Raw genomic sequence first — 21,291 nt, 5'->3', positions numbered from 1 at the left:
CGGAGAGAGTTGCTGCTGACTTTCCGAGAATGGCTTTGTCGATGATGACGGTCGGCGGATGTGGCTGTGATGAGCGACGCCTTAGGTGGCATCATGGTGTCATCTCCTCAATCAATTTCGGTAGTCTGACGAGGTTGTAGGCTGCGGCGGCGAAGGCGAAGGCCCAGCCCACGCGATCGACGCCGCGAAACTTCGTCTTGCGCTGCCCGGCGATGGTCTTCATCCAACCAAAGGCCTCCTCGATCCGTTTACGAATGCGCTGGCTCGCCGAATAGGCCTGATGGCGCGTTGTTCGCCGGTCGATGGTTGAACGCCGGCCGCTGATATTTTGCGCGATGTGCGGACGCACATTCATGGTTCGCAGTTCATTGACGAAATCGGCCGCGTCATAACCCTTGTCGGCGCCGAGCGTGATGGCTTTTGGCCGATCGGCGCGCGGCTCGATCATGGCCAGCGCCGCGATGCGTTCGCCATGGCCGTTGGCGGGCGTGAGACAGGCATCGACGATGAGGCCGCAACGGTTCTCCATCAAGGCGTGGCCGAGGAAAGCGAGTTTTGCTTCCATGCCCGGCCCCTTGCGATAAAGTCGGGCCTCGGGGTCAGTGGTCGAGGCATGTGTCTCGTTCGAGCGCTTCTCACCCTTGAAATCCGCCTCGGCGTTGCGGCCAGGACCTGACGGCGGCTGATCCCCTGAATCGTCCTTCGGCTTGAAGCTTTTCATCGAGGCCCAAGCCTCGATCAGCGTGCCATCGACGGAGAAATGATCCGACGAGATCAGCCTTTTGACGCGCGGCTGGGCCAGCACGGCGGCGAGGAACTTCGCGGCGATCGCCCCATCGAGCAGACGATCGCGGTTCTTGGAAAACACCGTCGCATCCCACACCGGATCGTCGATGGTGAGCCCGACAAACCAACGAAACAGTAAGTCGGTATCCAATCGCTCCATCAACTGGCGTTCCGAGCGAACTGAATAGAAAGCCTGCAACAGCATCGCCCGCAGCAGCCGTTCCGGCGGGATCGACGGACGGCCGACCTTCGAATAGAGCGCCGCGAAATCCGCCGCCAGGGCTCCGAGCGCCTCGTTGGCGATCGCGCGGATCACTCGCAACGGATGATCACGGCGCACCCGCGCCTCCAGATCAACATAACTGAAAAGCTGTCCCGAACCTTCGTCACTGCCGCGCATGCTGCTGTCTCCCAACGAAATGGAATCACGATCAGCCCCGCAAAGGAAGAGGGTTTTTCAGCAGCCTGCTAGGTGCTGTCTGCTTCAGACATGCAAGACATGCACATCTCTGCCGCGGCGGCGCCGAGCACTTGTGATACGCGGTGATATTCGCGCAGCAATACCACGGTGCCTAAATTACAGTCCGCTCTCGCTCTCATCCGAAGTCAACGCGAGCATTTATTATAGAGTTTAAAACCATCGTTCGTCCCTCCAGATCAAAGACAGCTAACCTCATCATATTGATTAGCCCAAAAAATGAAATGTCATGGAGACCATGACCTCCCCCAGGAAAGAAAGTTAAATAAATGCCTGCACCGACAAACGTCGATATTAAAAAAGCCCTCGATACCTATCTGCGAGCGAACGCATATCTCGCAGACATCTTGGCAAGAGACGAATCCACGCCCTCGGTCGCGAAAGCTTTTCCGCATCGGAAGCTGCTGCTCGTCGATTGGGCCTCGAACCTGCCAAAGCTTCCTCTGGTCGCGCCTGAACAATCCGATCTGGATTGTGGTTCGACCGAGGTGCCATCGCATGAAACAGTACGCATCTACATCGCAGGTTGTGAGGGTTTAAAAGCGCTGGCGCGCGAATTTTCGCTGCCGCTTTTCAAGATCGGCACTACGCAAGGCGATCTTTTGCAACGACTGGCGGCGCTTGATGCCGACCAATATGCGGCCAACTATCGCCGCGGCAAAAAAATGATCACCGAGCTGGGCTTCAATCGCTGGAGTATGACCACGCTCGATTTCGATCTTCCAAGGGCGCTTAACAGCCCGATCTGGATCGAACCCCGCGCTCTGCGTGTCCGCCTGCCCCGTTCAATCTCGACGGAAGCTTTCGAGCGCCTTGTGCGCGAGGCGCTGTCCGAGATTTCTTTGGCGACCTGGCTCGAAACGGCTGATGGCCAGCGGCATTTCGCGGAACTCGGAATCGATTTGGAGCGCGCGCATCGCTACACGCCTTACGCTTATGGCGCGAAGTCGCGTGTCTCGCGGGCGGAAGAGATTTATATCTTTCGTCGCGCCGACATGCCGCGGCTGTGCAAGATTGTCGAATCGATCGCTTCCTCGACCTGACCGAGCGCGTTAAAACGTCATCGTGAGAAGTTCATTTCCAGGTGGCGATGGAGTTTCGGTTTACCCCGAAAGGTCCGTCGTCCCCCTGGAGTGAATCATATGAACGCGGACTGTTTACGGGACACCTCCTAAGCTTCCGGCAGAGGAATCACGAGCCAGATCCAAAGCCCTTCTGGCGCCGCGTCTTTGCGACGGCGATATTACATTTCCGCTCCACGTAGCAGGAGATCTGTCGCGAAGGCTCTCACGCATGCGTATCACTCTTGTCGTTGCGTGATGAATGTGCCATTCGCCAGCGGCCATTGCTTGCGCACTTCGTCCGGGTACCGTGAGAGGAGAATTATTTGCTCGTTTTGTACTTTTCGCCGGGATCGAGCTCGCTCGCCATCCATATCGCGTTGAATGAGATCGGCGCGCCCTTCGAGGCGAAGCCCGTTCTCGTCGCCACGAAAGAGACGCGCAAACCGGAGTTCCTCGCGATCAATCCCGAAGGCAAAGTACCAAGTTTGCTTATTGACGGCCGGCTTTTGACCGAAGTCCTTGCGATCCTCTTCTATCTCGGCGAAAAATATCCCGAGGGAAAATTGCTTCCCGAGAGTCTTGAGGGCAAGGCGCAAGCGCTTTCCTGGATGTCATTCCTTGCTTCGACTGTGCATGGCGCACGCGCTAATGGAGAGGAAGTGCGAGGTGCTTTCCGTCTAGCCGCCAACAGGCTCGGCGATCGTGCATGGGCGCTCGGCGACTATTCCGTTGCCGACATCTTCCTTTTCCGATTGTTCTGGCGGTTCGCGGCACGATTCAAATTCGTGGCTGGCGAGTTTCCCACGCTCGAAGCGCATCGCGCCCGGATGCTGGCGCGCCCTGCGGTCGTCGCTACGCTAGCTGCGGAGGTTCTCATCGCGGAAAAAGCCGGGCTTACATTGCCTTAAACCCGAAGATGGTCTTGCCTCTCTGGACGGTCGCTCCTGGCATCTCCGCGCTGGCATGGTTTCATCATCGATTTTCGATCGAGGAGGCCTTCAGTGAAGCATCTCAATCGGATTTGGATTGGATACGTCGAAGCATACTTGCCAGCTTCACGGTGTGGATGCCGTGGAGGTGCGCCGCGTTCCGAGGCCCTTGACCGTAACCTCAGCTTGGACTTTCCCAGTTCGCGCAAGGCCCGAGATAATCGGAACTTCGGAACTTCGCTGGGCCGATTGGGAAAATTTCATCGGCTTTCGATGCCTCCGGCGTTGCTCGAATGGCGAACATAGACGGAACGATACTGGCGCAAGCCAAGGCTTACCCACAGGATCACCTGATGTAATGAGTGAAATGTAAAAAGGCGGAAATGCCCTTTAAATCAAGCAATTAAGACAACGCATAATATTTAATCTGAGCCACCCGAGCGGTTTCGGGTCTGTCGCTTTTGATCAGCAAACCGCCGTTTATGCCGATTCTGAGGTTCTGAATAAGACGCGCTTTTAGATGTTGCGTTCTCGCGCTCGCGCTCTTGGCCGAGCCCAACCCAGTACTGAGCGCCATGTGCTGAACGCGTCTCTAGCGATCGAGCACCACACCGCGTGCCCGGCTGCGACGGGCGCGCAAAACTCTTGCCGGTCTTACTTCTTATCATTATGTAGGTAATATCACTACATAAAGGGTGTCGACAATGGATGAAACTGTCCCGGCAGCGGATGCTAACCGGAAATTCTCCCTCATCCTCCGCAGTGTAGGTCAAGGGAACAGCTATGTCGTAACAAGTCATGGAAGGCCTGTAGCGCGCATCGTTCCTGCAACCGGGCATGAATACGTCGCAACCGGCGCGCGGGCAGCGCTGCTAAGCCGCCTTGAGAAACAGTCTGTCATCCACGCGGGCCACTGGACGCGCGATGATCTGTATGAGGACCAACAGTGAAACTTGCACTCGACACCAACATTCTGGCCTACGCAGAGGGCGTCAACGGTGCCGACAGGCGGAGCGCTGCGCTCGATCTTGTGCGTCGTCTTCCACCGGAGGCCGTGCTCATTCCGGTCCAGGTCCTTGGTGAACTGTTTAACGTTCTCGTTCGCAAAGCGGGCAAGTCGCGCCGCGAAGCGCGCGACGCCTTGCTTGGCTGGCGTGATGCATTCCCTCTCGTTCAAACATCTGCGGAGGTCGTACAGTCGGCTGCCGATCTGGCAACAGATCATCGATTGGGCATCTGGGATGCTGTAATTCTGTCGGCATCCTCACACGCCGGATGCCGATTACTTCTCTCCGAAGATCTTCAGAAGGATTTTACATGGGGCGGCGTAACCGTCGTTAACCCCTTCGCGTCAGAACGGCATGCACTGCTCGAGGCGCTTTTGAACGATTGAGAGGGGCCTCGCTGAATCGAGCGGGGAACTCCTAAACTTCTTCGCTTTCGCGACTTCAACGACCCGGAACACTTTCCGCTCGGAGCCCTGAAAGCGACCAGAACCCAAGTCGGGGCTCTACGGGAAAGCAACAACTTGATTTTAAACCGGCCATAACGACGACCAGCTTTCCTGACGGCGTTGCATGATCGATACCTCAGAAAGCAACAAAGTAGGTTTATTCTGACCTGCAACAGGCGACGTTAGGCATTCGCCCCGCATGTGGCTTTCAAATCAGAGAGTTACGATCACTCGCTCATCAGGAACGCGACCGAAATCGCACTCTTTGGAACGGGACGGCGATTTCGTAGGTGTCGCTTTTAGCCTCCAAACGGCGCCGAAACCGTGGCTCTGGACTCTTGCCGCATGAAATGATATCAAAATGATAGCATTTCTTATTTTCGGAGGGTGACAATGACGGCAAATCTCCTTGTCAGAAACCTTGACGACGAAATCATTGCGCGTCTCAAAGAGCGTGCGATGAAGCATGGTCGTTCGGCCGAAGCCGAACACCGGGAAATCCTTCGTCAAGCCCTGATCAACGAGGCAAGCGACACCTTCGACGAACTTGCTGCAAAGATCCGAGCAATGACTCCTCATGACAAGAAGCCCACCTCATCTGAGGTCCTGCTTCGCGAAAGTCGTGATGAACGATGACTTTATGCGTCATAGATGCAAGCGTCGTCATAAAATGGTTCATTCAGGAAGATGGAACCTCCGAAGCTCTTGCTCTTCGTACAAAAGGGCTCGCATTCATCGCTCCCGATCTTCTCGCCCCGGAATGCGCTAACATCCTCTGGAAAAACTACCGGCGAAACGAAATTTCACAAGGGCAAGCCGAGGCCGCCGCAGACGCTATAGCGACCACAATCGATATCGAATTTATACCAACACGATCCTACATTGCCGCGGCAGCCCGAATCGCAATTTCTCTGAATCATCCAGCTTACGATTGTTTTTATCTCGCGCTCGCGCTTCAACGCGATTGTCGTTTCATAACTGCCGACCAACGCCTCCTCAACAAGCGGCACGAGGAAAATGGCAGGCAATTCCTGAAGCTGGTTGTCGGTCTTGCCGAAGCCAACCAATAATAGACTTCACGCCGCTTCTCGCGCACCTATGTCGTCTGCGAGAACAAGCGGGTAATCGCCTATTTTTGCATCTCGGCTGGCTCGATTGAACGCGAAGCGGCCCCACGCAAGGTACGACGCAATGCGCCGGATATCATCCCGGTGTCCGTCATTGCGACTAGCAGTCAGTCTCGACCATTCCGGAAAGGGTCTCGGCCCCGACATTCTTTCCGATGCGCTGCATCGGATCGCCATTGCCTCACAAAGCCTCGGCATGGCGGCAGTTCTGGTCCACGCCAAAGATGAAGCCGCCAAGCATTTCTATATGAAGTGCGCCGAGTTCATCGAACACCCGGCATGTTGATTTCCACTGAGAGCTGATGGAGTGGATGCCCCCTCCCGACGGCATCGCGATGTGCCAGAGTGATGTTGCAACACGTCACTCAGAGGAAAGAGCATCCATGAAGGAAGTTAGCATTGTCGGGCTGGACCTTGCAAAGCGGGTCTTTCAAGCACATGGCGCCGGCGCCGATGGCGGTGTCATCTTCCGCAGAAAGCTGTCCCGCAGCCAGGTTCTGGCCTTCTTCATGGGGCTGCCGAAGTGCGTTGTCGCCATGGAAGCATGTGCAACGGCGCATTATTGGGCTCGCGAGATCGGCAAGCTCGGCCACGAAGTTCGCTTGCTGCCGCCCGCTTATGTGAAGCCCTTTGTCAAACGCCAGAAGAATGACGCGGCAGACGCCGAAGCGATTGTCGAGGCCGCCATGCGGCCCTCGATGCGGTTTGTCGTTCCTAAAACCGAGAGCCAGCAAGCCTGCTCAATGCTCTTTCGGACGCGCGATCTCTTCGTGCGCCAAAGAACGCAACTCATCAATGCCGTCCGAGCCCATTTAGCTGAGCACGGCATCATTGCACCGCAGGGCATTTCAAACTTAGCATCGCTGACAGAGGCTATCGAAGACAATATTGGCCTCGACCTGATCGTCGTGGAAACCGCACGGCTTTATCTTGAACAGATCGAGATGCTGTCGTCTCGTATTGCCAGCTTGGAGAAGACGCTCAAGTCGGAAGCCAAACGATCGGAGAGCACGACCCGGCTGATGTCCATGCCAGGGGTGGGGCCGATCACCGCTATGGCGATCGAGGCCTTTGCCCCCGCTATGACGACGTTCCGGAAAGGGCGAGACTTTGCAGCATGGCTCGGGCTGGTGCCTAGACAGCATTCGAGCGGTGGAAAGCAGGTCCTCGGCCGAACCTCGAAGATGGGACAACGCGATATCCGGCGGCTGTTAATCATCGGCGCGATGACCGTGATCCGCTGGGCGTGCCGCAAAGCGCCGGCCGAGAACTCATGGCTAGCCCGCATGTTGATGCGCAAGCCACGCATGCTCGTCGCGATCGCGCTCGCCAACAAAATGGCACGTTCGATCTGGGCAATGATGACGAAGAATGAAGGCTACAAGGATTCCGGTCTGGTTGCCGCGTAAGCAAAGCCGGCAGCGAGATCGGACCGTCGGCGTGTGAGGAGGTCAACGAAGGGTAAGGACAAAGATCGGTGACAGTGGGTCTGGGAATGCATCCGGGTCAGAGAGCCTTGAGCTCGCAGAGCTGATTTGCACCAGGTCCGCGTAGCTCCATACCGGCCAGCGGTCAAAATCGAGCCGCACGAAAAGGCCTGATACATGACCGCACCCGATCACACGTTCGAGCCGTTCGAAAAAAGCCTTGCACGAACGGGGGCATCCATACATGACCCGGCGCAGAGGGCTATTTCCACCGAGAATTCTCAGTGGAAATCAACACATCGAGATCAATCAGCCTATAGCGACGGCCCGCGATCCAACTCAGGAGCCCGCCAACTACGTTGAGGCAACGCCACGCGCCATGCCGAACGAGCCTCTCTTCGACGAGACGAACGGCGTAGCACTCGACGAGCCGTCCGTGCGGCCCGCTTCTGAGACGCCGGTACAGCCGGCTTCTGCCCAAGTACTCTTCAACTTCCATCTTCCTGTTCTCCGCTGTTGACAGCGGAGGCACAGAACGAACTATGCCGAACCGACCAAACATCGGTCAGCCAGAAAACTGGGGAAAACGACCCGACTCGGCATAGTTCGGCGGGCGGCATAAACCTGTAAGCTGAACGACGTCGATCCGCAGGCTTGGCTCACCGACGTCCTGGCGCGCCTCCCCGACCATCCGGCAAAGGAGATCAGCCAACTATTGCCATGGGCATGGAAAGCTGCGCGCCAATCCGCGAAGGCTGTGGCCGCCTAAACAACTACCCTTCGTCGAACCCAGATCCGCCTGCGGTGCAAACCGGATGCGTACACCTTAGCAAAGCCTATGAAATGCGAAACGTCGTGTCCCACGGTTACGACAGCATCAACCTGGCGATCGTTTGGCGCACGATCAAAGACTTTCTGCCCGGCCTGACTGAGAAGGTTGCGGCCACGTGGCGCGCGCTTACTGTTGCGCTGGCGGCAACTCCCAAGAGACCGCAGGCTGGTTAACCGCCGTAGCCTTTTCTGCGCTTCCGCGCTTCTTTGCTTTTCCGCTTCCTCGATTGACGCGAACGCAACGTCGCGCCGCTACCGTCGAAGTTGATGCCGGGCGAACGCCGTGTCGGAGCGCTACATAAACGAATGACAGAGGAATCCTATGACGGACTTCCACGCCGAAATCCGGATAGCCAGAAATTGCAACGACCACATGGGTGGAGCGCGTCGATAATATGATCGGAACGGCCTCGATCACACTCGACTATTCCACGGCAAAATCTTTTGGCTCGAATTCGCGATGGGTCGAGCAGAATTCGCAGGTGACGCCAATCTTGCCGTTTTCGCCGACCATGTCGTCACGCTCAGCTTGCGTGAAATTGCGCAGCATGGCGGCGATGCGCTCGTCCGAGCACCGGCAAGCCGCGCGGATGGCCTGCGGTCCGAAAACCCTGACCCCACGCTCGTGAAACAGCCGGAACAGCAGCCGTTCGCTCGAAAGGCCGGGATCGACCAATTCGTGATCTTCCACCGTCGCAGCGACGGCTTTCGCCTCCGCCCAGGCATCGTCCTCAAGTGTCTCAGGCAAAATAGCACCTTGGGGCGCGTCGCCCGGCGCAAGATCCGCCTGGCGCTGGCGCTCGACCGAAGCCGGCAAAAATTGCAGAAGCAGGCCGCCCGCCCGCCAACTCGTTCCCGCACCCGTCAGACTCTCGGCGACGGCGAGACGCACGAAGGTCGGAATCTGTTCGGATTGGCGGAAATATTGATGCGCCGCCTCGCCCAGGCCCTGACCTTCAAGCGCCACGACGCCTTGATAGCGCGCGACATCGCTGCCCTGCTCGATCGTCAGCGCCAGATGTCCGTGGCCGAGCAATTCGGCGCCAGGCGCCATCTCGGCAAGCTTGGCCTCATCGAATCGAGCAAAAGCGCGCAACCGGTCCGGCGCGTCGAAATCGACGACAATCATATCGACGATGCCATCGCTGCGGGTCTGCAATTGCAGCCGGCCTTCCGATTTCAGCGCCGCGCCCAGAAGAACCGTGAGCGCCGCCGCCTCGCCGACAAGCCGCGCGACCGGCGGCGGGTAAGCATGACGGGTGAGAATTTCGTCGATCGCCGGTCCGAGACGCACAACGCGGCCACGCACATCGAGCGGCTCAACCGCGAACGGCAGAACCGTATCATCGTAAGCCTGATCGGAGACAGGCCGCAGCGGCGTTTCCGCCTCGCTCATCCCGCCACCGCGTCGAAACACCAGGCGAGAATGCCTTTCTGCGCATGCAGACGGTTCTCGGCCTCGTCGAAGACAACCGATTGCGGTCCGTCGATCACGTCGTCGGTCACCTCCTCGCCGCGATGCGCGGGAAGGCAATGCATGAAGATCGCGTCCTTGGCCGCGGCCTGCATCAATTTGGAATTGACCTGATAGGGCGCGAGCAAATTGTGACGAAAGTTCTCGTCCTTATCGCCCATCGACACCCAGCAATCCGAGATCACCGCATCGGCGCCCCGCACCGCCTCGTAAGGATCGCGCGTGATATTGAGCCGCGCATTATTCGTCTTCGCCCAGGATTTGACTTCAAGCGGGACGTCGAGTTCTGCCGGTGACGCGACATTGATGGTGAAATCAAACCGCTGTGCCGCCTGGATCCAACTCGTGAGGACATTGTTGGCATCGCCGGTCCAGGCAACCGTGCGATCCTTGATCGGCCCACGATGCTCCTCAAACGTCAGCACGTCCGCCATCACCTGGCAGGGATGCGATTTCTTGGTCAAGCCATTGACGACCGGTACTTCGGCGTTGCGCGCCAGCTCGGCGAGTTCGCTATGGTCGAGCACGCGGATGACGATGGCGTCGATGAACCGGGAGAGCACCCGCGCCGTATCCGCGATCGTCTCACCGCGGCCAAGCTGCATTTCCTTGCCGGTCAGCATGATCGTTTCACCGCCGAGCTCACGCATCGCCACATCGAAGGAGACGCGCGTGCGGGTCGAGGGCTTGTCGAAGATCATCGCCAGCACTTTGCCGGTCAGCGGCCGCACGTCGGCGAGATGACCCTTACGCCGCAGGCTCTTGATCTTGCCGGCGAGCGACAGGATGCGCCGCAATTCCTCGGCCGACACTTCCGAGAGGTCGAGGAAATGCTTCGGCGCGGTTTCCAGCAATAAAGCCGAACTGGTCATGCGGCCCCCCGCCGCGCGGCCTTCGCCCGCGCCACAGAAAGAGTCTCCGCCACGGCGTTGAGCCGGGTCAGCGCCAACGCGATTTCGACTTCGGTGACCGTCAGCGGCGGCAACAGGCGCACGACATTATCGCTCGCCGGGATGGTGATCAGCTTTTCCGCCAGCGTCGCGTTGACGAATTCGATCACCGGCCCCGCAACCTTGATGCCGGACATCAGGCCCATGCCGCGCACGTCCTCGACCACGTCAGGATAGCGCTTCTGCAATTCGCGCAAGCCATGGCTGAGCGCTGCGCCCATTTTGGTGACATGGGTGAGAAAACCATCGGCCAGAATCAGGTCCAGCACCGCGTTGCCCACCGCCGTCGCCAGAGGATTACCGCCATAGGTCGTGCCATGCGTGCCAGGCGTCATGCATTCACCGACTTTACGCGTGGTGAGGAACGCACCGAGCGGAAAACCGCCGCCAATGCCCTTGGCAAGAGTCATGATGTCCGGCGCAGCACGCGAATGCTCATAGGCAAAGAGTTTGCCGGTGCGACCCATGCCGCTTTGCACTTCGTCTAGGATGAGCAAAAGCCCGTGCCCATCGCAGAGCGCGCGCAAGGCTTCGAGGAATTCCGGTGTCGCGACGCGGACGCCGCCCTCGCCTTGTATCGGCTCGATGAGGATCGCTGCCGTCTGCGACGTGATCGCAGCCTTCACCGCCGCGAGGTCGCCGAAGGGGACGGGATCGAAACCCTCATGTGGCGGCCCGAAGCCTTCGAGATATTTTGGATTGCCACCGGCGGCCACTGCCGCGAGCGTGCGGCCGTGAAAGGCGCCCAGGAAGCTGATGATCCGATAGCGCTCCGGATGGCCGCTGACGAATTGGTGGCGACGCGCCGTCTTGATCGCGCCTTCCATCGCCTCGGTGCCGGAATTGGTAAAGAACACCAGATCGGCGAAGCTTTCCGCGGCAAGCCGCGCGCCCAGCCGTTCCGCCTGCGGAATCTCGAAAAGATTGGACACGTGCCAGAGCTTCTCGCCCTGCTCCGTCAAAGCCTTGACGAGATGCGGATGCGAATGGCCCACACTTACAACAGCGATACCAGCACCGAAATCGAGATATTTCTCGCCGTTCGTCGCATAGAGCCAGGCGCCCTCTCCCCGCTCGAAAGCGAGATTGAAGCGCGCATAGGTGGGTAGAAGCGACGAGGCCACGGCAAAAGCTCCAGCAAAGAATCCGGTGCGCGGTCCTGCCCGTGACGCCGGATTGGGCGATCTCCCAAAGAAAAGTGCCGCCCCGGGGGAGCGGCAACACGAATTTGTATTTTACGGGGCCCGCGCACAGCGGTCAAATCATCGCCCCAACCACAAACGGCGATCTTTCGCGCCACCAGCCCCGAGTCACAATGACGCGGGCGCCCGTCCGACCTGGACGCTTGTTGAAAACGTTGTGCGGCAAGACATGGCGACTCTTGCGCAAGATTCAACGGCTAGTGTAGCTTCCCAGAGGTCGACTACGACATCTCGTGCGGCGGGCCTTTCAAATGCATAACTTCTTGTACGACGCCGGTTTTCCGGCGCTGCGTCGATTCCGGATTCCGCCCGTCGCTTTAGGAGCGCCGGATTGCGTCAATCGCGTTCAGCCAAACTTTCCGATCAAAATCGAGGAGGACTGAATGTCCTGGACCGATGAACGAATTGAGCTCCTGCGTAAGCTCTGGCTCGAAGGGCTCAGCGCCAGCCAGATCGCGCGCGAACTAGCAAACGGCATCAGCCGCAATGCCGTCATTGGCAAAGTCCACCGGCTCGGCATGTCCGGGCGGGTCAAGGCGGCGGTTCCGGCCTCTGTCCGGCCCAAGGTGAAGACGGCGCGGCCAGTCGTCCACCAGCGTATGAGCGCGCCGATGATGCGCGGGAATACGGCGCTCGCGCTCAAATCGCAGCCGATCGAAGCGCATCTCCCGGCACCGCGGGAGGAGGATGTCGTGATCCCGATGTCCGAAATGGTCACAATCATGGAGCTGAAGGAATCCATGTGCCGTTGGCCGATGGGCGATCCATCCTCCGGCGAGTTCCGCTTCTGCGGCGGCAAGAAGGGCGCCAATCAGAGCGGGCCCTATTGCAGCTATCACGCCCGCATCGCCTACCAGCCGGTGCAGGATCGCCGCCGGCGCCTGCAATCGGCCTGATCAGCGTCGCAAGGCCAATCGGTCGGACTACGTCCGGCCGGCGGCAAACTCCCGCGAAGCAATCCGTGGAGCTTTACCACGTATATTGCAGTGTTCCGGTTCCGCCATAGGTTTGCGAATTACCAGCGAATTCGCCATCGAATTTGGCGAGCACCGACCAATGCGGCGCGAGGAACAATTCGGCGCCAGCGGAGACCAGCGCCGAATTATGCGGAATCGGCGCGCCATTGACGATGAAGCTCGTGCCCGGCAGCGATTCAAACGCCGTGCTGAGCGATGGATTGCTGACGAAATCATGCGCCCAGGCGAGTTTTCCACGCAGCGCTAGGGGCATATTGTCGAGCGACGTGACCTCCTCGAAGCGTGAGCCGATCTCGGTGCGCACATCGCTGGCGCTCATCGCATTGTAGGAGAGACCGAAGCCGCCGCCGGTGATGTCGTTTTCACTGTAGCCCGGCGTGACGAATTCCTGCGCCTGAACCGCGGCATAGGGCGTCACGCCGATGGGCAGATTGCTGAGGTGATAACCGCCCTCGAGCCGGCCGCCGTAGCTCTGGCCGCCGAAATTCGCCTGCAATTGATCGCCCAGCGCGGTGCGGTCGGTGTCGAACCAATTGTTGGTGAAGCCGAAGTCGGCGGCACCATAGAGCGGACCCGCATGGGTGATCGCATAGACGCCCGCCTGCAGCGCCGTGCTGCGGCCGCTGCCACTGACACTAGCGAGGTTCCAGTTGGTGCCGCCGCCAGCGAGCGCAAAGCCGAAGAGCGTCTCGGGCGAGACATGATAATCCATGCCGCCAGCAAAGCCGAACGTATTGGCATTGAGCCGGTTTGAGCCCGTCGCGGCATTGCCGTCGGTGTTGCTGACCCCGCCGTAAGCCGCGCCCCAGGCGCTCCAGCGCGGCGTGTAGATCGGCGCAGGTGGGGGCCCCTTGAGGATTGGGAGTGTCTGACCGTCGGCATAAGCGAGCATGCCCGATTCACGGCCTTGCGTGCCTGCGGCCGAAGCGCTGAAACCTTCGCCGCCGCCGCCGGCGCGCCCGTCAACAAAGGGATCGAGCATCACGTTCAGGAACTGGCCTTCCAGCTGAAACGCCGCATGTTCCGCGCCCGTATTGCCTTCGCCATCGATCTGCGAGAGAGCGGCGCCCGGCAGGGCGCCGAACTTCGTCGGAATGCCGCCGTTGGTGTTGAAGGAATTGACCAGCGCAGTGGCGACATTCTGCTGATTGCGGTTGAGCGCGGTGTAAGTCGGCGCGCTAGGCGGGACATAGTTCAGCACGAGATTGAGATAGGCATCGTTGGCATCATAGCTCAGCGAGTCGGTAAAGTTCGCTGGGAGATCGACGTTGGTCACGCCGGAGAAGGTCGTGCCGTTGAGGCCGCCCGCCGAGGTCAGGATCGTATAGGTCTTGGAGATATAGCTGCCCGAGGCGAAGTTTGCCTGCACCGTGCCGCCGAGCGCGGCCGTGCCGCTGACGTTGGCGAGGCTCGATGTCGTCGGATTGAGATAGATCTGATAGGTCGAGCCCGACGCCAGCGTCAAATTGCCGTTGATCGTCTCCGACGACCCCGGCGTGCCATCGCCCGGCGCAAAAATGCCGCCGGAATTAACCGTCGTCGCGCCGACCGAACCCGTGCCTGTCAGTGTCCCGCCAGAATTGATCGTCGGATCGAAGACCGAGCCCGTCACATCCAGCGTGCCACCATTGTTGACGGTCACATCGCTGCTGGTAATCGAACCCGTCACCTCCAGCGTTCCGCCGTTCACCGTCGTTGCGCCGCTATAGGTATTGGCACCGGTCAGCGTCAGCGTCCCCGGCCCATCCTGCACAATAGCGCCTAGTCCGCTGATTGTGTTGGCAAGAGTTACCGCAGAGCTCTGCACGAACGTGACGTTCGTGCTGGTCGTATCGAGCGCGATGCCGCCGTTCAGATGCCATGCGCCGGAGAGTGAAATTTCGTTGGCGCCGCCGGTGAATTCGATCGCGTCGGCCTGCGTCCCCGAGCCGCCATCGGCGAATCCGCCGGAGATTGTACCTGAATTGGTGACGGTCAGCCCGCTGCCGTCAATGCCGGCACCGCCAGCACCAGCGCTGTCAGTCCCAGCCCCGCCGTTACCGCCCTCAATCGTCCCCGAATTGATAATTGTGAGACCATTGAGCCCAGCGCCGCCAGCGTTGTCACCACCACCAATGGCGCCGCCTCTGAAGCCATTACCGCCGCTGCCAATACCTGCACCGCCACCACTACCGTCTTCGCCAATGTCGGTGCCGCCATCGCCGCCGGCGATGATACCGGAATTGATGATCGTGGAACTGGTAATCGTAAAGCCGGCGGCACCGCCGCTGTTACCGCCGGCGCCTGCACCGCCGCCACCGCCAATACCCGCGCCACCGCCGCCGCCGGCGAAGGTGGCCGCACCGCCCTGGATGGTGCCCGTATTCGTCAGTACATCAATCGTCCCGCTCCCAGGAGAGCCGGCATTGTCGCCGCCGCCGCCGCCGCCGACACCGGCGCCGCCGCCACCCTGGCCCAACCCTTGACCACCCGTCCCATTGCCGCCGTTGGCGCCGCCATGAGCGCCGCTGCCACCACTGCCGCCGCCGAAGCCACCACCACCACCGCCGCCGCCGTCGGTGGCGACGGTAGCACCATCGCCGCCAGTCACCTGCGCGAAGCTTTGCGCCGGCATAGCCACTGTGAACGTTCCGGCAAACACCAGAATCAGCGTGGCGGCGAAAACGGCTTTGGTCACAAGAGATCCCCGAACAATAATGCGCTGCGCGGCCGGTGTCCGATCACGGCGTGGAAATATATTTTAAGCCGCACGGGCCAGCGTAGCTTTTGACGTGAGCGGCACAATACGAGCTGGGTTCACAACGCCGTTATTAATGAGAACGCGGACGCTTTTCGGAATTCTGTTACACGGCGAACACACTCACGTATAAAGAATCCACGTGCTTCTGCGCATGGTCGAGGAGCAACAATGAATGCGGACCCATCGATCGCAGCAAAAGGCCGCCGCCAGCGTGCCCGTATCGCTGGCCGCCGCGCGGAAACCTGGGCCGCGCTCTATTTGCAGAAGGGTCCCGGTTCGAAATCCGCAGCGCGTAACACGGAAACCACGGTGGCCGTTAAGCTGCGATGATCTATGCAAGGCGGGGGTGGCCGAGCGTCGGCCACAGTATCGACCTGCAATCCTATTCGGTCTTGCCGAACGTCTCGTCGAAGGAATAGCCGGCGCCGCGGATCGTGCGGATCGGATCGCGCTCGCCGACCAGCGACAACGCCTTGCGCAGCCGGCCGACATGAACGTCGACGGTGCGCTCGTCGATCTCGGCCGAAAAACCCCAGATCGAATCCAGTAATTGCGCGCGCGAGAAGACGCGGCCGGGTTTGGCCATCAGATATTCGAGCAGGCGGAATTCGGTCGGTCCAAGATGGACGTTCCGATCGCCGCGGCTGACGCGCCAATTTTCCCGATCGAGCGCAAGATCGCCTGCAATAAGCAGCGCTGCGACACGATCCGGACGGGCGCGGCGCAGTAAGGCGCGTACGCGCGCCATCAGCTCGGGAACCGAGAATGGCTTGACGATATAATCGTCCGCGCCGATCGAGAGACCGCGCACCCGCTCGCTCTCGTCGCCGCGCGCTGTCAGCATGATGACTGGAAGGCTGCGCGTTGCATCGCGTGCCCGCATGCGCCGGCAGATTTCGAGCCCTGAGACGCCAGGCAGCATCCAATCGAGGATGACGAGATCGGGCGGCGACTCGACCAGCCGCAACTCCGCTTCGTCACCGCGCTCGACACGCTCGACGATGAAGCCCTCGGCTTCGAGATTATAGCTCAACAACAGGCTGAGCGCGGCCTCATCCTCCACGACAAGAATACGCGGCGGCGCGACGGCGGCGGAATTGACCCGGGGCGGCGCGGTTCGCACGTCTTGCTGCGAGCGCGCATCCGGAACTGAGACGATCTGATCGTTCATCTAGGACTCACTTCGGCATGGGCAGATAATCGGCCGCGGGCGAGGGGCCTTTCGGCCGATCCATCGGCAGACTTTCTCCGGTGACCAAATAGACAACTGTTTCCGCGATATTGGTGGAATGGTCGCCAATCCGCTCGATGTTCTTGGAGCAGAAGAGGAGATGCGCGCAGAACGAGATATTGCGCGGGTCTTCCATCATGAACGTCAGCAGGTCGCGGAAAACCGAATCTTCTAGCGCATCAAGTTCTACATCGTGCGTCCAGACCATGCGCGCGCGTTCAACATCGCGCAGTGCATAAGCATCGAGCGCGTCCTTCAACAGCATCGCGGCCGCCTCATGCATCGACTTCAGGCCGACTATGGCGCGGGGGAGCCGCGTCTCACCAGACAGCTTCAACGCCCGCTTCGCGATATTCTTGGCCAGATCGCCGACGCGTTCGAGATCGCCGGAAATACGGATCGCCGCGACGATCTCGCGCAAATCCGCCGCCAGCGGCTGGCGCTTGGCAATCGTCAGGATCGCCTGCTCTTCCACGTCGCGTTGCAGCACGTCGAGCCGCAAATCCATTGAGATCGTCACGCGCGCAAGATCGGAATCAAGCGTCGCGAGCGCATCCATCGCATTGCTCAGCATTTGCTCGGCGATGCCGCCCATTTCCGCGATCTTGCGGCCAAGGGCTTCGAGCTCGTCGTCGTAGGCTCTGACGGTATGATCGGTCATGGCAATAGGGTCCTGAAACCGGAAACCTCAGCCGAAGCGGCCGGTGACGTAATTCTGCGTCCGCTGGTTTTCGGGCGCGGTGAAGATTTGATGCGTCAGTCCAAACTCGACGAGCTCGCCGAGATACATGAAGGCCGTGTGTTCGGAGACGCGAACCGCCTGCTGCATGTTATGCGTGACGATGGCGATCGTGTACTTATCTTTCAGTTCGTCAATCAACTCTTCCACTTTCGCGGTGGAAATCGGATCGAGCGCCGAGCAGGGCTCGTCGAAAAGGATAACTTCCGGGTGGATGGCGACGGTGCGGGCGATGCACAGGCGCTGCTGCTGACCGCCGGAGAGCGACAGGCCGCTGGCGTTGAGCTTGTCCTTGACCTCTTCCCAAAGCGCGGCGCCGCGCAACGCCGTTTCCACCCGTCCTTCGAGATCGGCGCGTGACACGCGCTCGTAAAGCTTAACGCCGAAAGCGATATTGTCGAAGATCGACATCGGGAAGGGCGTCGGCTTCTGGAATACCATGCCGACACGCGAGCGCAGCAAGTTCAGATCCTGCGATGGCGAGAGAATATTCGTGCCGTCGAGTAAAACCTCGCCCTCGGCCCGCTGGCCAGGATAAAGATCGTACATGCGGTTCAACACGCGCAGCAAGGTTGACTTGCCGCAGCCGGACGGCCCGATGAGCGCCGTGACCTTATTGCTGTAGAGCGGGAGATTGACGTTCTTCACCGCATGGTGCGCGCCATAATAGAATTGCAGATTCTTCACGTCGATCTTCGTCGGAAGAGCCTTTTTCACCGGCGTGGTCGCTGCCACTACGGAAGGGCCTGCGGTCGTCATCGTGTACGTCCTTGCGAACTGAGAGTCCGCGCCAGGATCGACAATCCGAGCACGGTAAGCGTGATGAGGAGCGCGCCTGTCCAGGCGAGGCTCTGCCAGCCTTTGTAGGGGCTCATCGCGAATTGGAAGATGATCGATGGCAGGCTCGCCATCGGCGCATTGAGGTCGGTCGAGAAGAATTGGTTATTCAGCGCCGTAAAAAGCAATGGTGCCGTCTCGCCGCTGACGCGGGCGATCGCGAGGAGAACGCCGGTGATCAGTCCCGCCTGCGCAGCCTTGTAAGCGATCCGTTGCACGACGGTTGAGCGCGGCAGACCCAGTGCGCTCGCCGCCTCGCGCAGAGAGCCCGGGACGAGAAGTAGCATGTTCTCGGTGGTGCGCACGACGATCGGGATCACGATGACAGCGAGCGCCACCGCGCCGGCAATGCCGGAGAAATGTCCCATGCGCGTCACCATCACCTGGTAGACGAACAGGCCGACAACGATCGACGGTGCGCTGAGCAGGATGTCGTTGATGAACCGCACGACCGAGGCGAGCTTCGAATTGCGCCCGTATTCGGCCATGTAGGTGCCGGCGAGGATGCCGAGCGGCGTACCGATCAGGACACCAAGGATGGTGATGATCAGGCTACCGACGATCGCATTGAGAAGACCGCCTTCGCTATCTGGCGCCGGGGTGCTTTGCGTAAATACTTTAAGCGAAAGGCCGGAGAAGCCGTTCCAGAAAAGCGTAATAAGAATGAGCACCAGAAACGTCAGGCCGAAAACGACCGAGGCGTAGCAGAGGCCGAGCCAGATGGCGTTGGCGCGCTTGCGGTTTTCGTAAAGTGCCATGATTACCGCCCCGCCTGCCTCTCGAGCCGCATCAGCATCAGCCGCGAGATCGAGAGGACCACGAATGTGATGACGAAAAGGATGAGCCCCAACTCGATCAGCGACGACGTATAAAGTTCGTCAACGGCTTCGGTGAACTCATTGGCGATCGCGGCGGAAATCGTTGTGCCGGGCGCCATCAGCGACGTTGGGATCACGTCGGCATTGCCGATGACGAATGTGACCGCCATGGTTTCGCCGAGTGCCCGGCCAAGGCCAAGCATGACGCCGCCCAGCACGCCGACCCGCGTATAGGGGATGACGATGTTGCTGATCACCTCCCAAGTGGTGAATCCATTGCCATAGCCGGCTTCCTTAAGGAGCGGCGGGACCGTGTCGAACACGTCGCGCGACACGGCGGAGACGAAGGGAATGACCATGATCGCGAGAATGAGGCCGGCCGTCAGCAGGCCGATGCCGTAGGGCGGCCCGGCGAACAGGATATTGAACACCGGCACTTTGGCGAACAAACCGATCAGCAAGGGCTGAACATGTTGCTGCAGGAAAGGCGCGAGAACAAACAGGCCCCAGAGCCCGTAGATGATCGAAGGAATGCCGGCGAGAAGCTCAATCGCCGTACCAATCGGACGGCGCAAGGCATGCGGGCAAAGTTCGGTAAGGAAGATCGCAACGCCGAGGCCGATCGGCACGGCAATGACCATCGCGATGATGGATGTGATCACCGTGCCGTAGACCGCCGCCGGGGCACCATACTGGCCGGTGGCAGGGTTCCAGACATTGGTGAAGAGAAAGCGGAAGCCGAACGCTTTAAAGGCGGGAATCGAGCCGTTGATCAGCGTCGCGATGACGCCGCCGAGGAGCAGCAGGACGATGACAGCGGCGCTGAGCGTCAGCCACCGAAACGCGGTGTCGCGAAACTTGAACCCGGTCAATACGCGGGCGCGGGCGGCAGCTTCGTCAATCACGCGGCCACTCTTCACTGCTATATCCGCCAAACGTCGCCTCCGCACTTAGCGCAAGAAATTCGTTCGCGATGCGCTTCGCTTATTTTCAAGCCGCACAATCTACGCCGGATGTCGGCGCCTGCGTCATGCGTGAGACTTGCCGCGGCGATCTGTGCCCGCGGCGGTCCTTTACCGTGAGACGCGGCGGTGACGCCGCGCCTCAAACTTCCTAAGCGAAGCCGCTTAGTTCACCAGAGCCTTGCCGTCAGCTCCCTTGACGTCATCCGCCCATGTCTTCTTGATGAGCGTCACAACCGCCGCCGGGATCGGGATGTAGTCCAGAGACTCGGCCGCCGGACCGCCCTTGTCGAAGGCCCAAGCGAAGAATTTCAGCGCCGCTTTGGCGGCCGGCTCGTCCTTCGGCTGCTTCGGCAACAGGATGAAGGTCGCTGCCGTGATCGGCCAGGACGCATCGCCCGGCTGGTTGGTGAGGATCAGGTGGAAGCCCGGGGCATGCGCCCAGTCGGCATTCGCCGCCGCGGCTGCGAAAGCACCCGCCGTCGGGGCGACGACCTTGCCAGCGCCGTTGATGAGCTTGGTGTAGGTCATCTTGTTCTGGAGAGCGTAGGCATATTCGACATAGCCGACAGCGCCCTTGGTCTGGACGACATTGTTGGCGACGCCTTCGTTACCCTTGGCGCCAATGCCAACCGGCCATTGTACGGCGGTCGCGGAACCGACCTTCGCCTTCCAATCCGGCGAAACCTTCGACAGGTAGTCGGTGAAGTTGAAAGTGGTGCCCGAACCGTCGGCGCGGTGGACAACGGCAATCGCGGTCGAGGGCAGCTTGACGCCCGAGTTCAGCTTGGCGATTGCCGGGTCGTCCCAGGTCTTGATCTCGCCCAGGAAAATCTTGGCGAGGGTCGGGCCGTCGAGAATGATAGAACCGGCGGCAATGCCGTCAAGATTGATGACCGGAACGATGCCGCCCATGACCTGCGGCCATTGAACGAGACCGTTCTTGTCGAGGTCGGCAACTTCGAGCGGCTTGTCGGTCGCGCCGAAGGTCACGAGGCGCGCTTCAATCTGCTTGATGCCGCCGCCGGAGCCGATCGACTGATAGTTCAGGCTATCGCCGGTTTCGGTCTTATAGGCCGCAGCCCATTTGGAATAGATCGGATAGGGGAATGTCGCCCCGGCACCTGAGATGTCGGTAGCCTCGGCGGCGACAACGGCGCCGATAACGGCACCAGCAATCAAACCCACCTTGGCGAGGGTCTTGAAACTCATCTTAAGCCTCTCAAAACTGAGAAAATAGCGCTGTACGTCCGGCCTTCGGCCCAA

General features: G+C 59.9%; 22 protein-coding genes and 1 pseudogene. 10 read left to right on the top strand and 13 right to left on the bottom strand.

What is annotated here, in order from left to right; genetic code table 11:
• Nucleotides 1–91 precede the first annotated feature (91 nt).
• Nucleotides 92–1,186, bottom strand: a complete 1,095-nt coding sequence (locus WDN02_RS06705; RefSeq protein WP_337292413.1) for an IS5 family transposase — start codon at nucleotides 1,184–1,186, stop codon at nucleotides 92–94.
• A gap of 347 nt (nucleotides 1,187–1,533) precedes the next feature.
• Here WDN02_RS06705 and WDN02_RS06700 point away from each other — a divergent pair, with 347 nt between their 5' ends.
• The 5 genes from WDN02_RS06700 (at nucleotide 1,534) to WDN02_RS06680 (ending at nucleotide 5,346) form a co-directional block, all read left to right on the top strand.
• Nucleotides 1,534–2,307: a hypothetical protein gene (locus tag WDN02_RS06700; RefSeq protein WP_337292755.1), complete on the top strand. Its 774-nt coding sequence runs from the start codon at nucleotides 1,534–1,536 to the stop codon at nucleotides 2,305–2,307.
• 344 nt (nucleotides 2,308–2,651) lie between these two features.
• The gene (locus tag WDN02_RS06695; RefSeq protein WP_337292754.1) at nucleotides 2,652–3,236 is read left to right on the top strand and encodes a glutathione S-transferase N-terminal domain-containing protein; all 585 of its coding nucleotides are present in this window, start codon (nucleotides 2,652–2,654) and stop codon (nucleotides 3,234–3,236) included.
• A gap of 725 nt (nucleotides 3,237–3,961) precedes the next feature.
• On the top strand, nucleotides 3,962–4,207 hold the full coding sequence (locus WDN02_RS06690) for a type II toxin-antitoxin system prevent-host-death family antitoxin (RefSeq protein ID WP_337292753.1): 246 nt from the start codon (nucleotides 3,962–3,964) through the stop codon (nucleotides 4,205–4,207).
• Complete coding sequence (locus WDN02_RS06685) at nucleotides 4,204–4,650, top strand: PIN domain-containing protein (protein WP_337292752.1); 447 nt, start codon at nucleotides 4,204–4,206, stop codon at nucleotides 4,648–4,650. The genes WDN02_RS06690 and WDN02_RS06685 overlap by 4 nt, the downstream gene beginning before the upstream one ends.
• 453 nt (nucleotides 4,651–5,103) lie before the next feature.
• Nucleotides 5,104–5,346, top strand: a complete 243-nt coding sequence (locus WDN02_RS06680) for a hypothetical protein (protein WP_337292751.1) — start codon at nucleotides 5,104–5,106, stop codon at nucleotides 5,344–5,346.
• A 167-nt stretch (nucleotides 5,347–5,513) separates the two neighbouring features.
• On the opposite strand, the gene WDN02_RS06675 is transcribed toward WDN02_RS06680, so the two are convergent.
• Nucleotides 5,514–5,777 (bottom strand): hypothetical protein, encoded by a 264-nt coding sequence (locus WDN02_RS06675; protein WP_337292750.1) that lies wholly within the window; start codon nucleotides 5,775–5,777, stop codon nucleotides 5,514–5,516.
• Nucleotides 5,778–5,931: 154 nt separating this feature from the next.
• Between WDN02_RS06675 and WDN02_RS06670 the strand changes: the two genes are divergently transcribed.
• Complete coding sequence (locus WDN02_RS06670; RefSeq protein ID WP_337292749.1) at nucleotides 5,932–6,123, top strand: hypothetical protein; 192 nt, start codon at nucleotides 5,932–5,934, stop codon at nucleotides 6,121–6,123.
• 97 nt (nucleotides 6,124–6,220) lie between these two features.
• Complete coding sequence (locus WDN02_RS06665) at nucleotides 6,221–7,246, top strand: IS110 family transposase (protein WP_337292748.1); 1,026 nt, start codon at nucleotides 6,221–6,223, stop codon at nucleotides 7,244–7,246.
• A 372-nt stretch (nucleotides 7,247–7,618) separates the two neighbouring features.
• On the opposite strand, the gene WDN02_RS06660 is transcribed toward WDN02_RS06665, so the two are convergent.
• Complete coding sequence (locus tag WDN02_RS06660; RefSeq protein ID WP_337292747.1) at nucleotides 7,619–7,756, bottom strand: hypothetical protein; 138 nt, start codon at nucleotides 7,754–7,756, stop codon at nucleotides 7,619–7,621.
• Between the two features lie 130 nt (nucleotides 7,757–7,886).
• Here WDN02_RS06660 and WDN02_RS06655 point away from each other — a divergent pair.
• Nucleotides 7,887–8,033: pseudogene (locus WDN02_RS06655) on the top strand (transposase domain-containing protein); the annotation flags it as partial.
• A 486-nt stretch (nucleotides 8,034–8,519) separates the two neighbouring features.
• Here the strand turns inward: WDN02_RS06655 and WDN02_RS06650 are convergent.
• Genes WDN02_RS06650 through WDN02_RS06640 form a run of 3 tightly spaced genes read right to left on the bottom strand, consistent with a single transcriptional unit; the run spans nucleotide 8,520 to nucleotide 11,643 of the window.
• Nucleotides 8,520–9,491, bottom strand: coding sequence for an Hsp33 family molecular chaperone (locus WDN02_RS06650; RefSeq protein WP_337292746.1), 972 nt, complete (start codon nucleotides 9,489–9,491; stop codon nucleotides 8,520–8,522).
• Nucleotides 9,488–10,441, bottom strand: a complete 954-nt coding sequence (gene argF / locus WDN02_RS06645; RefSeq protein WP_337292745.1) for an ornithine carbamoyltransferase — start codon at nucleotides 10,439–10,441, stop codon at nucleotides 9,488–9,490. Before argF ends, WDN02_RS06650 begins: the two co-directional genes overlap by 4 nt.
• Entirely contained in the window at nucleotides 10,438–11,643 is a 1,206-nt protein-coding gene (locus tag WDN02_RS06640) for an aspartate aminotransferase family protein (RefSeq protein WP_337292744.1), read from the bottom strand. Before WDN02_RS06640 ends, argF begins: the two co-directional genes overlap by 4 nt.
• A gap of 461 nt (nucleotides 11,644–12,104) precedes the next feature.
• On the opposite strand from WDN02_RS06640, the gene WDN02_RS06635 reads away from it, so the two are divergent.
• Nucleotides 12,105–12,617, top strand: coding sequence for a GcrA family cell cycle regulator (locus WDN02_RS06635; RefSeq protein WP_337292743.1), 513 nt, complete (start codon nucleotides 12,105–12,107; stop codon nucleotides 12,615–12,617).
• Nucleotides 12,618–12,690: 73 nt separating this feature from the next.
• Here WDN02_RS06635 and WDN02_RS06630 read toward each other — a convergent pair whose 3' ends face one another.
• On the bottom strand, nucleotides 12,691–15,375 hold the full coding sequence (locus WDN02_RS06630) for an autotransporter domain-containing protein (RefSeq protein ID WP_337292742.1): 2,685 nt from the start codon (nucleotides 15,373–15,375) through the stop codon (nucleotides 12,691–12,693).
• Between the two features lie 231 nt (nucleotides 15,376–15,606).
• Here WDN02_RS06630 and WDN02_RS06625 point away from each other — a divergent pair, with 231 nt between their 5' ends.
• Entirely contained in the window at nucleotides 15,607–15,768 is a 162-nt protein-coding gene (locus WDN02_RS06625; RefSeq protein WP_337292741.1) for a hypothetical protein, read from the top strand.
• 52 nt (nucleotides 15,769–15,820) lie between these two features.
• Here the strand turns inward: WDN02_RS06625 and phoB are convergent, their stop codons facing one another.
• From phoB to pstS, 6 genes are all read right to left on the bottom strand, one after another.
• Nucleotides 15,821–16,609 carry a phosphate regulon transcriptional regulator PhoB gene (phoB, locus tag WDN02_RS06620; RefSeq protein WP_337292740.1) on the bottom strand — a complete coding sequence of 263 codons (789 nt, stop codon included), beginning with the start codon at nucleotides 16,607–16,609 and terminating at the stop codon, nucleotides 15,821–15,823.
• A gap of 7 nt (nucleotides 16,610–16,616) precedes the next feature.
• A complete protein-coding gene (phoU, locus tag WDN02_RS06615; protein ID WP_337292739.1) occupies nucleotides 16,617–17,330 on the bottom strand; it encodes a phosphate signaling complex protein PhoU in 714 nt (237 codons plus the stop codon).
• Between the two features lie 27 nt (nucleotides 17,331–17,357).
• Entirely contained in the window at nucleotides 17,358–18,167 is an 810-nt protein-coding gene (gene pstB / locus WDN02_RS06610; RefSeq protein ID WP_337292738.1) for a phosphate ABC transporter ATP-binding protein PstB, read from the bottom strand.
• Nucleotides 18,164–19,003 carry a phosphate ABC transporter permease PstA gene (pstA, locus tag WDN02_RS06605; RefSeq protein ID WP_337292737.1) on the bottom strand — a complete coding sequence of 280 codons (840 nt, stop codon included), beginning with the start codon at nucleotides 19,001–19,003 and terminating at the stop codon, nucleotides 18,164–18,166. The genes pstB and pstA overlap by 4 nt, the downstream gene beginning before the upstream one ends.
• A gap of 2 nt (nucleotides 19,004–19,005) precedes the next feature.
• Nucleotides 19,006–19,998 (bottom strand): phosphate ABC transporter permease subunit PstC, encoded by a 993-nt coding sequence (gene pstC / locus WDN02_RS06600; RefSeq protein ID WP_337292736.1) that lies wholly within the window; start codon nucleotides 19,996–19,998, stop codon nucleotides 19,006–19,008.
• A 192-nt stretch (nucleotides 19,999–20,190) separates the two neighbouring features.
• Nucleotides 20,191–21,237, bottom strand: coding sequence for a phosphate ABC transporter substrate-binding protein PstS (pstS, locus tag WDN02_RS06595; RefSeq protein ID WP_337292735.1), 1,047 nt, complete (start codon nucleotides 21,235–21,237; stop codon nucleotides 20,191–20,193).
• Nucleotides 21,238–21,291: the final 54 nt, after the last annotated feature.

The sequence above is a fragment of the Methylovirgula sp. genome (assembly GCF_037200945.1).
Classification (GTDB): domain Bacteria; phylum Pseudomonadota; class Alphaproteobacteria; order Rhizobiales; family Beijerinckiaceae; genus Methylovirgula.
The sequence above is the reverse complement of the archived record's forward strand: the minus strand, read 5'-3'. Positions and strand labels throughout refer to the sequence as shown.

Excerpts from the sequence above, each read along its gene's own strand:
- pstS (WP_337292735.1), bottom strand. The coding sequence starts at position 21,237 with ATGAGTTTCAAGACCCTCGCCAAGGTGGGTTTGATTGCTGGTGCCGTT.
- pstA (WP_337292737.1), bottom strand. The coding sequence starts at position 19,003 with ATGGCACTTTACGAAAACCGCAAGCGCGCCAACGCCATCTGGCTCGGC.
- WDN02_RS06650 (WP_337292746.1), bottom strand. The coding sequence starts at position 9,491 with ATGAGCGAGGCGGAAACGCCGCTGCGGCCTGTCTCCGATCAGGCTTAC.
- WDN02_RS06680 (WP_337292751.1), top strand. The coding sequence starts at position 5,104 with ATGACGGCAAATCTCCTTGTCAGAAACCTTGACGACGAAATCATTGCG.
- WDN02_RS06690 (WP_337292753.1), top strand. The coding sequence starts at position 3,962 with ATGGATGAAACTGTCCCGGCAGCGGATGCTAACCGGAAATTCTCCCTC.
- phoB (WP_337292740.1), bottom strand. The coding sequence starts at position 16,609 with ATGAACGATCAGATCGTCTCAGTTCCGGATGCGCGCTCGCAGCAAGAC.
- argF (WP_337292745.1), bottom strand. The coding sequence starts at position 10,441 with ATGACCAGTTCGGCTTTATTGCTGGAAACCGCGCCGAAGCATTTCCTC.
- pstB (WP_337292738.1), bottom strand. The coding sequence starts at position 18,167 with ATGACGACCGCAGGCCCTTCCGTAGTGGCAGCGACCACGCCGGTGAAA.
- WDN02_RS06705 (WP_337292413.1), bottom strand. The coding sequence starts at position 1,186 with ATGCGCGGCAGTGACGAAGGTTCGGGACAGCTTTTCAGTTATGTTGAT.
- WDN02_RS06665 (WP_337292748.1), top strand. The coding sequence starts at position 6,221 with ATGAAGGAAGTTAGCATTGTCGGGCTGGACCTTGCAAAGCGGGTCTTT.
- WDN02_RS06700 (WP_337292755.1), top strand. The coding sequence starts at position 1,534 with ATGCCTGCACCGACAAACGTCGATATTAAAAAAGCCCTCGATACCTAT.
- WDN02_RS06625 (WP_337292741.1), top strand. The coding sequence starts at position 15,607 with ATGAATGCGGACCCATCGATCGCAGCAAAAGGCCGCCGCCAGCGTGCC.
- phoU (WP_337292739.1), bottom strand. The coding sequence starts at position 17,330 with ATGACCGATCATACCGTCAGAGCCTACGACGACGAGCTCGAAGCCCTT.
- WDN02_RS06635 (WP_337292743.1), top strand. The coding sequence starts at position 12,105 with ATGTCCTGGACCGATGAACGAATTGAGCTCCTGCGTAAGCTCTGGCTC.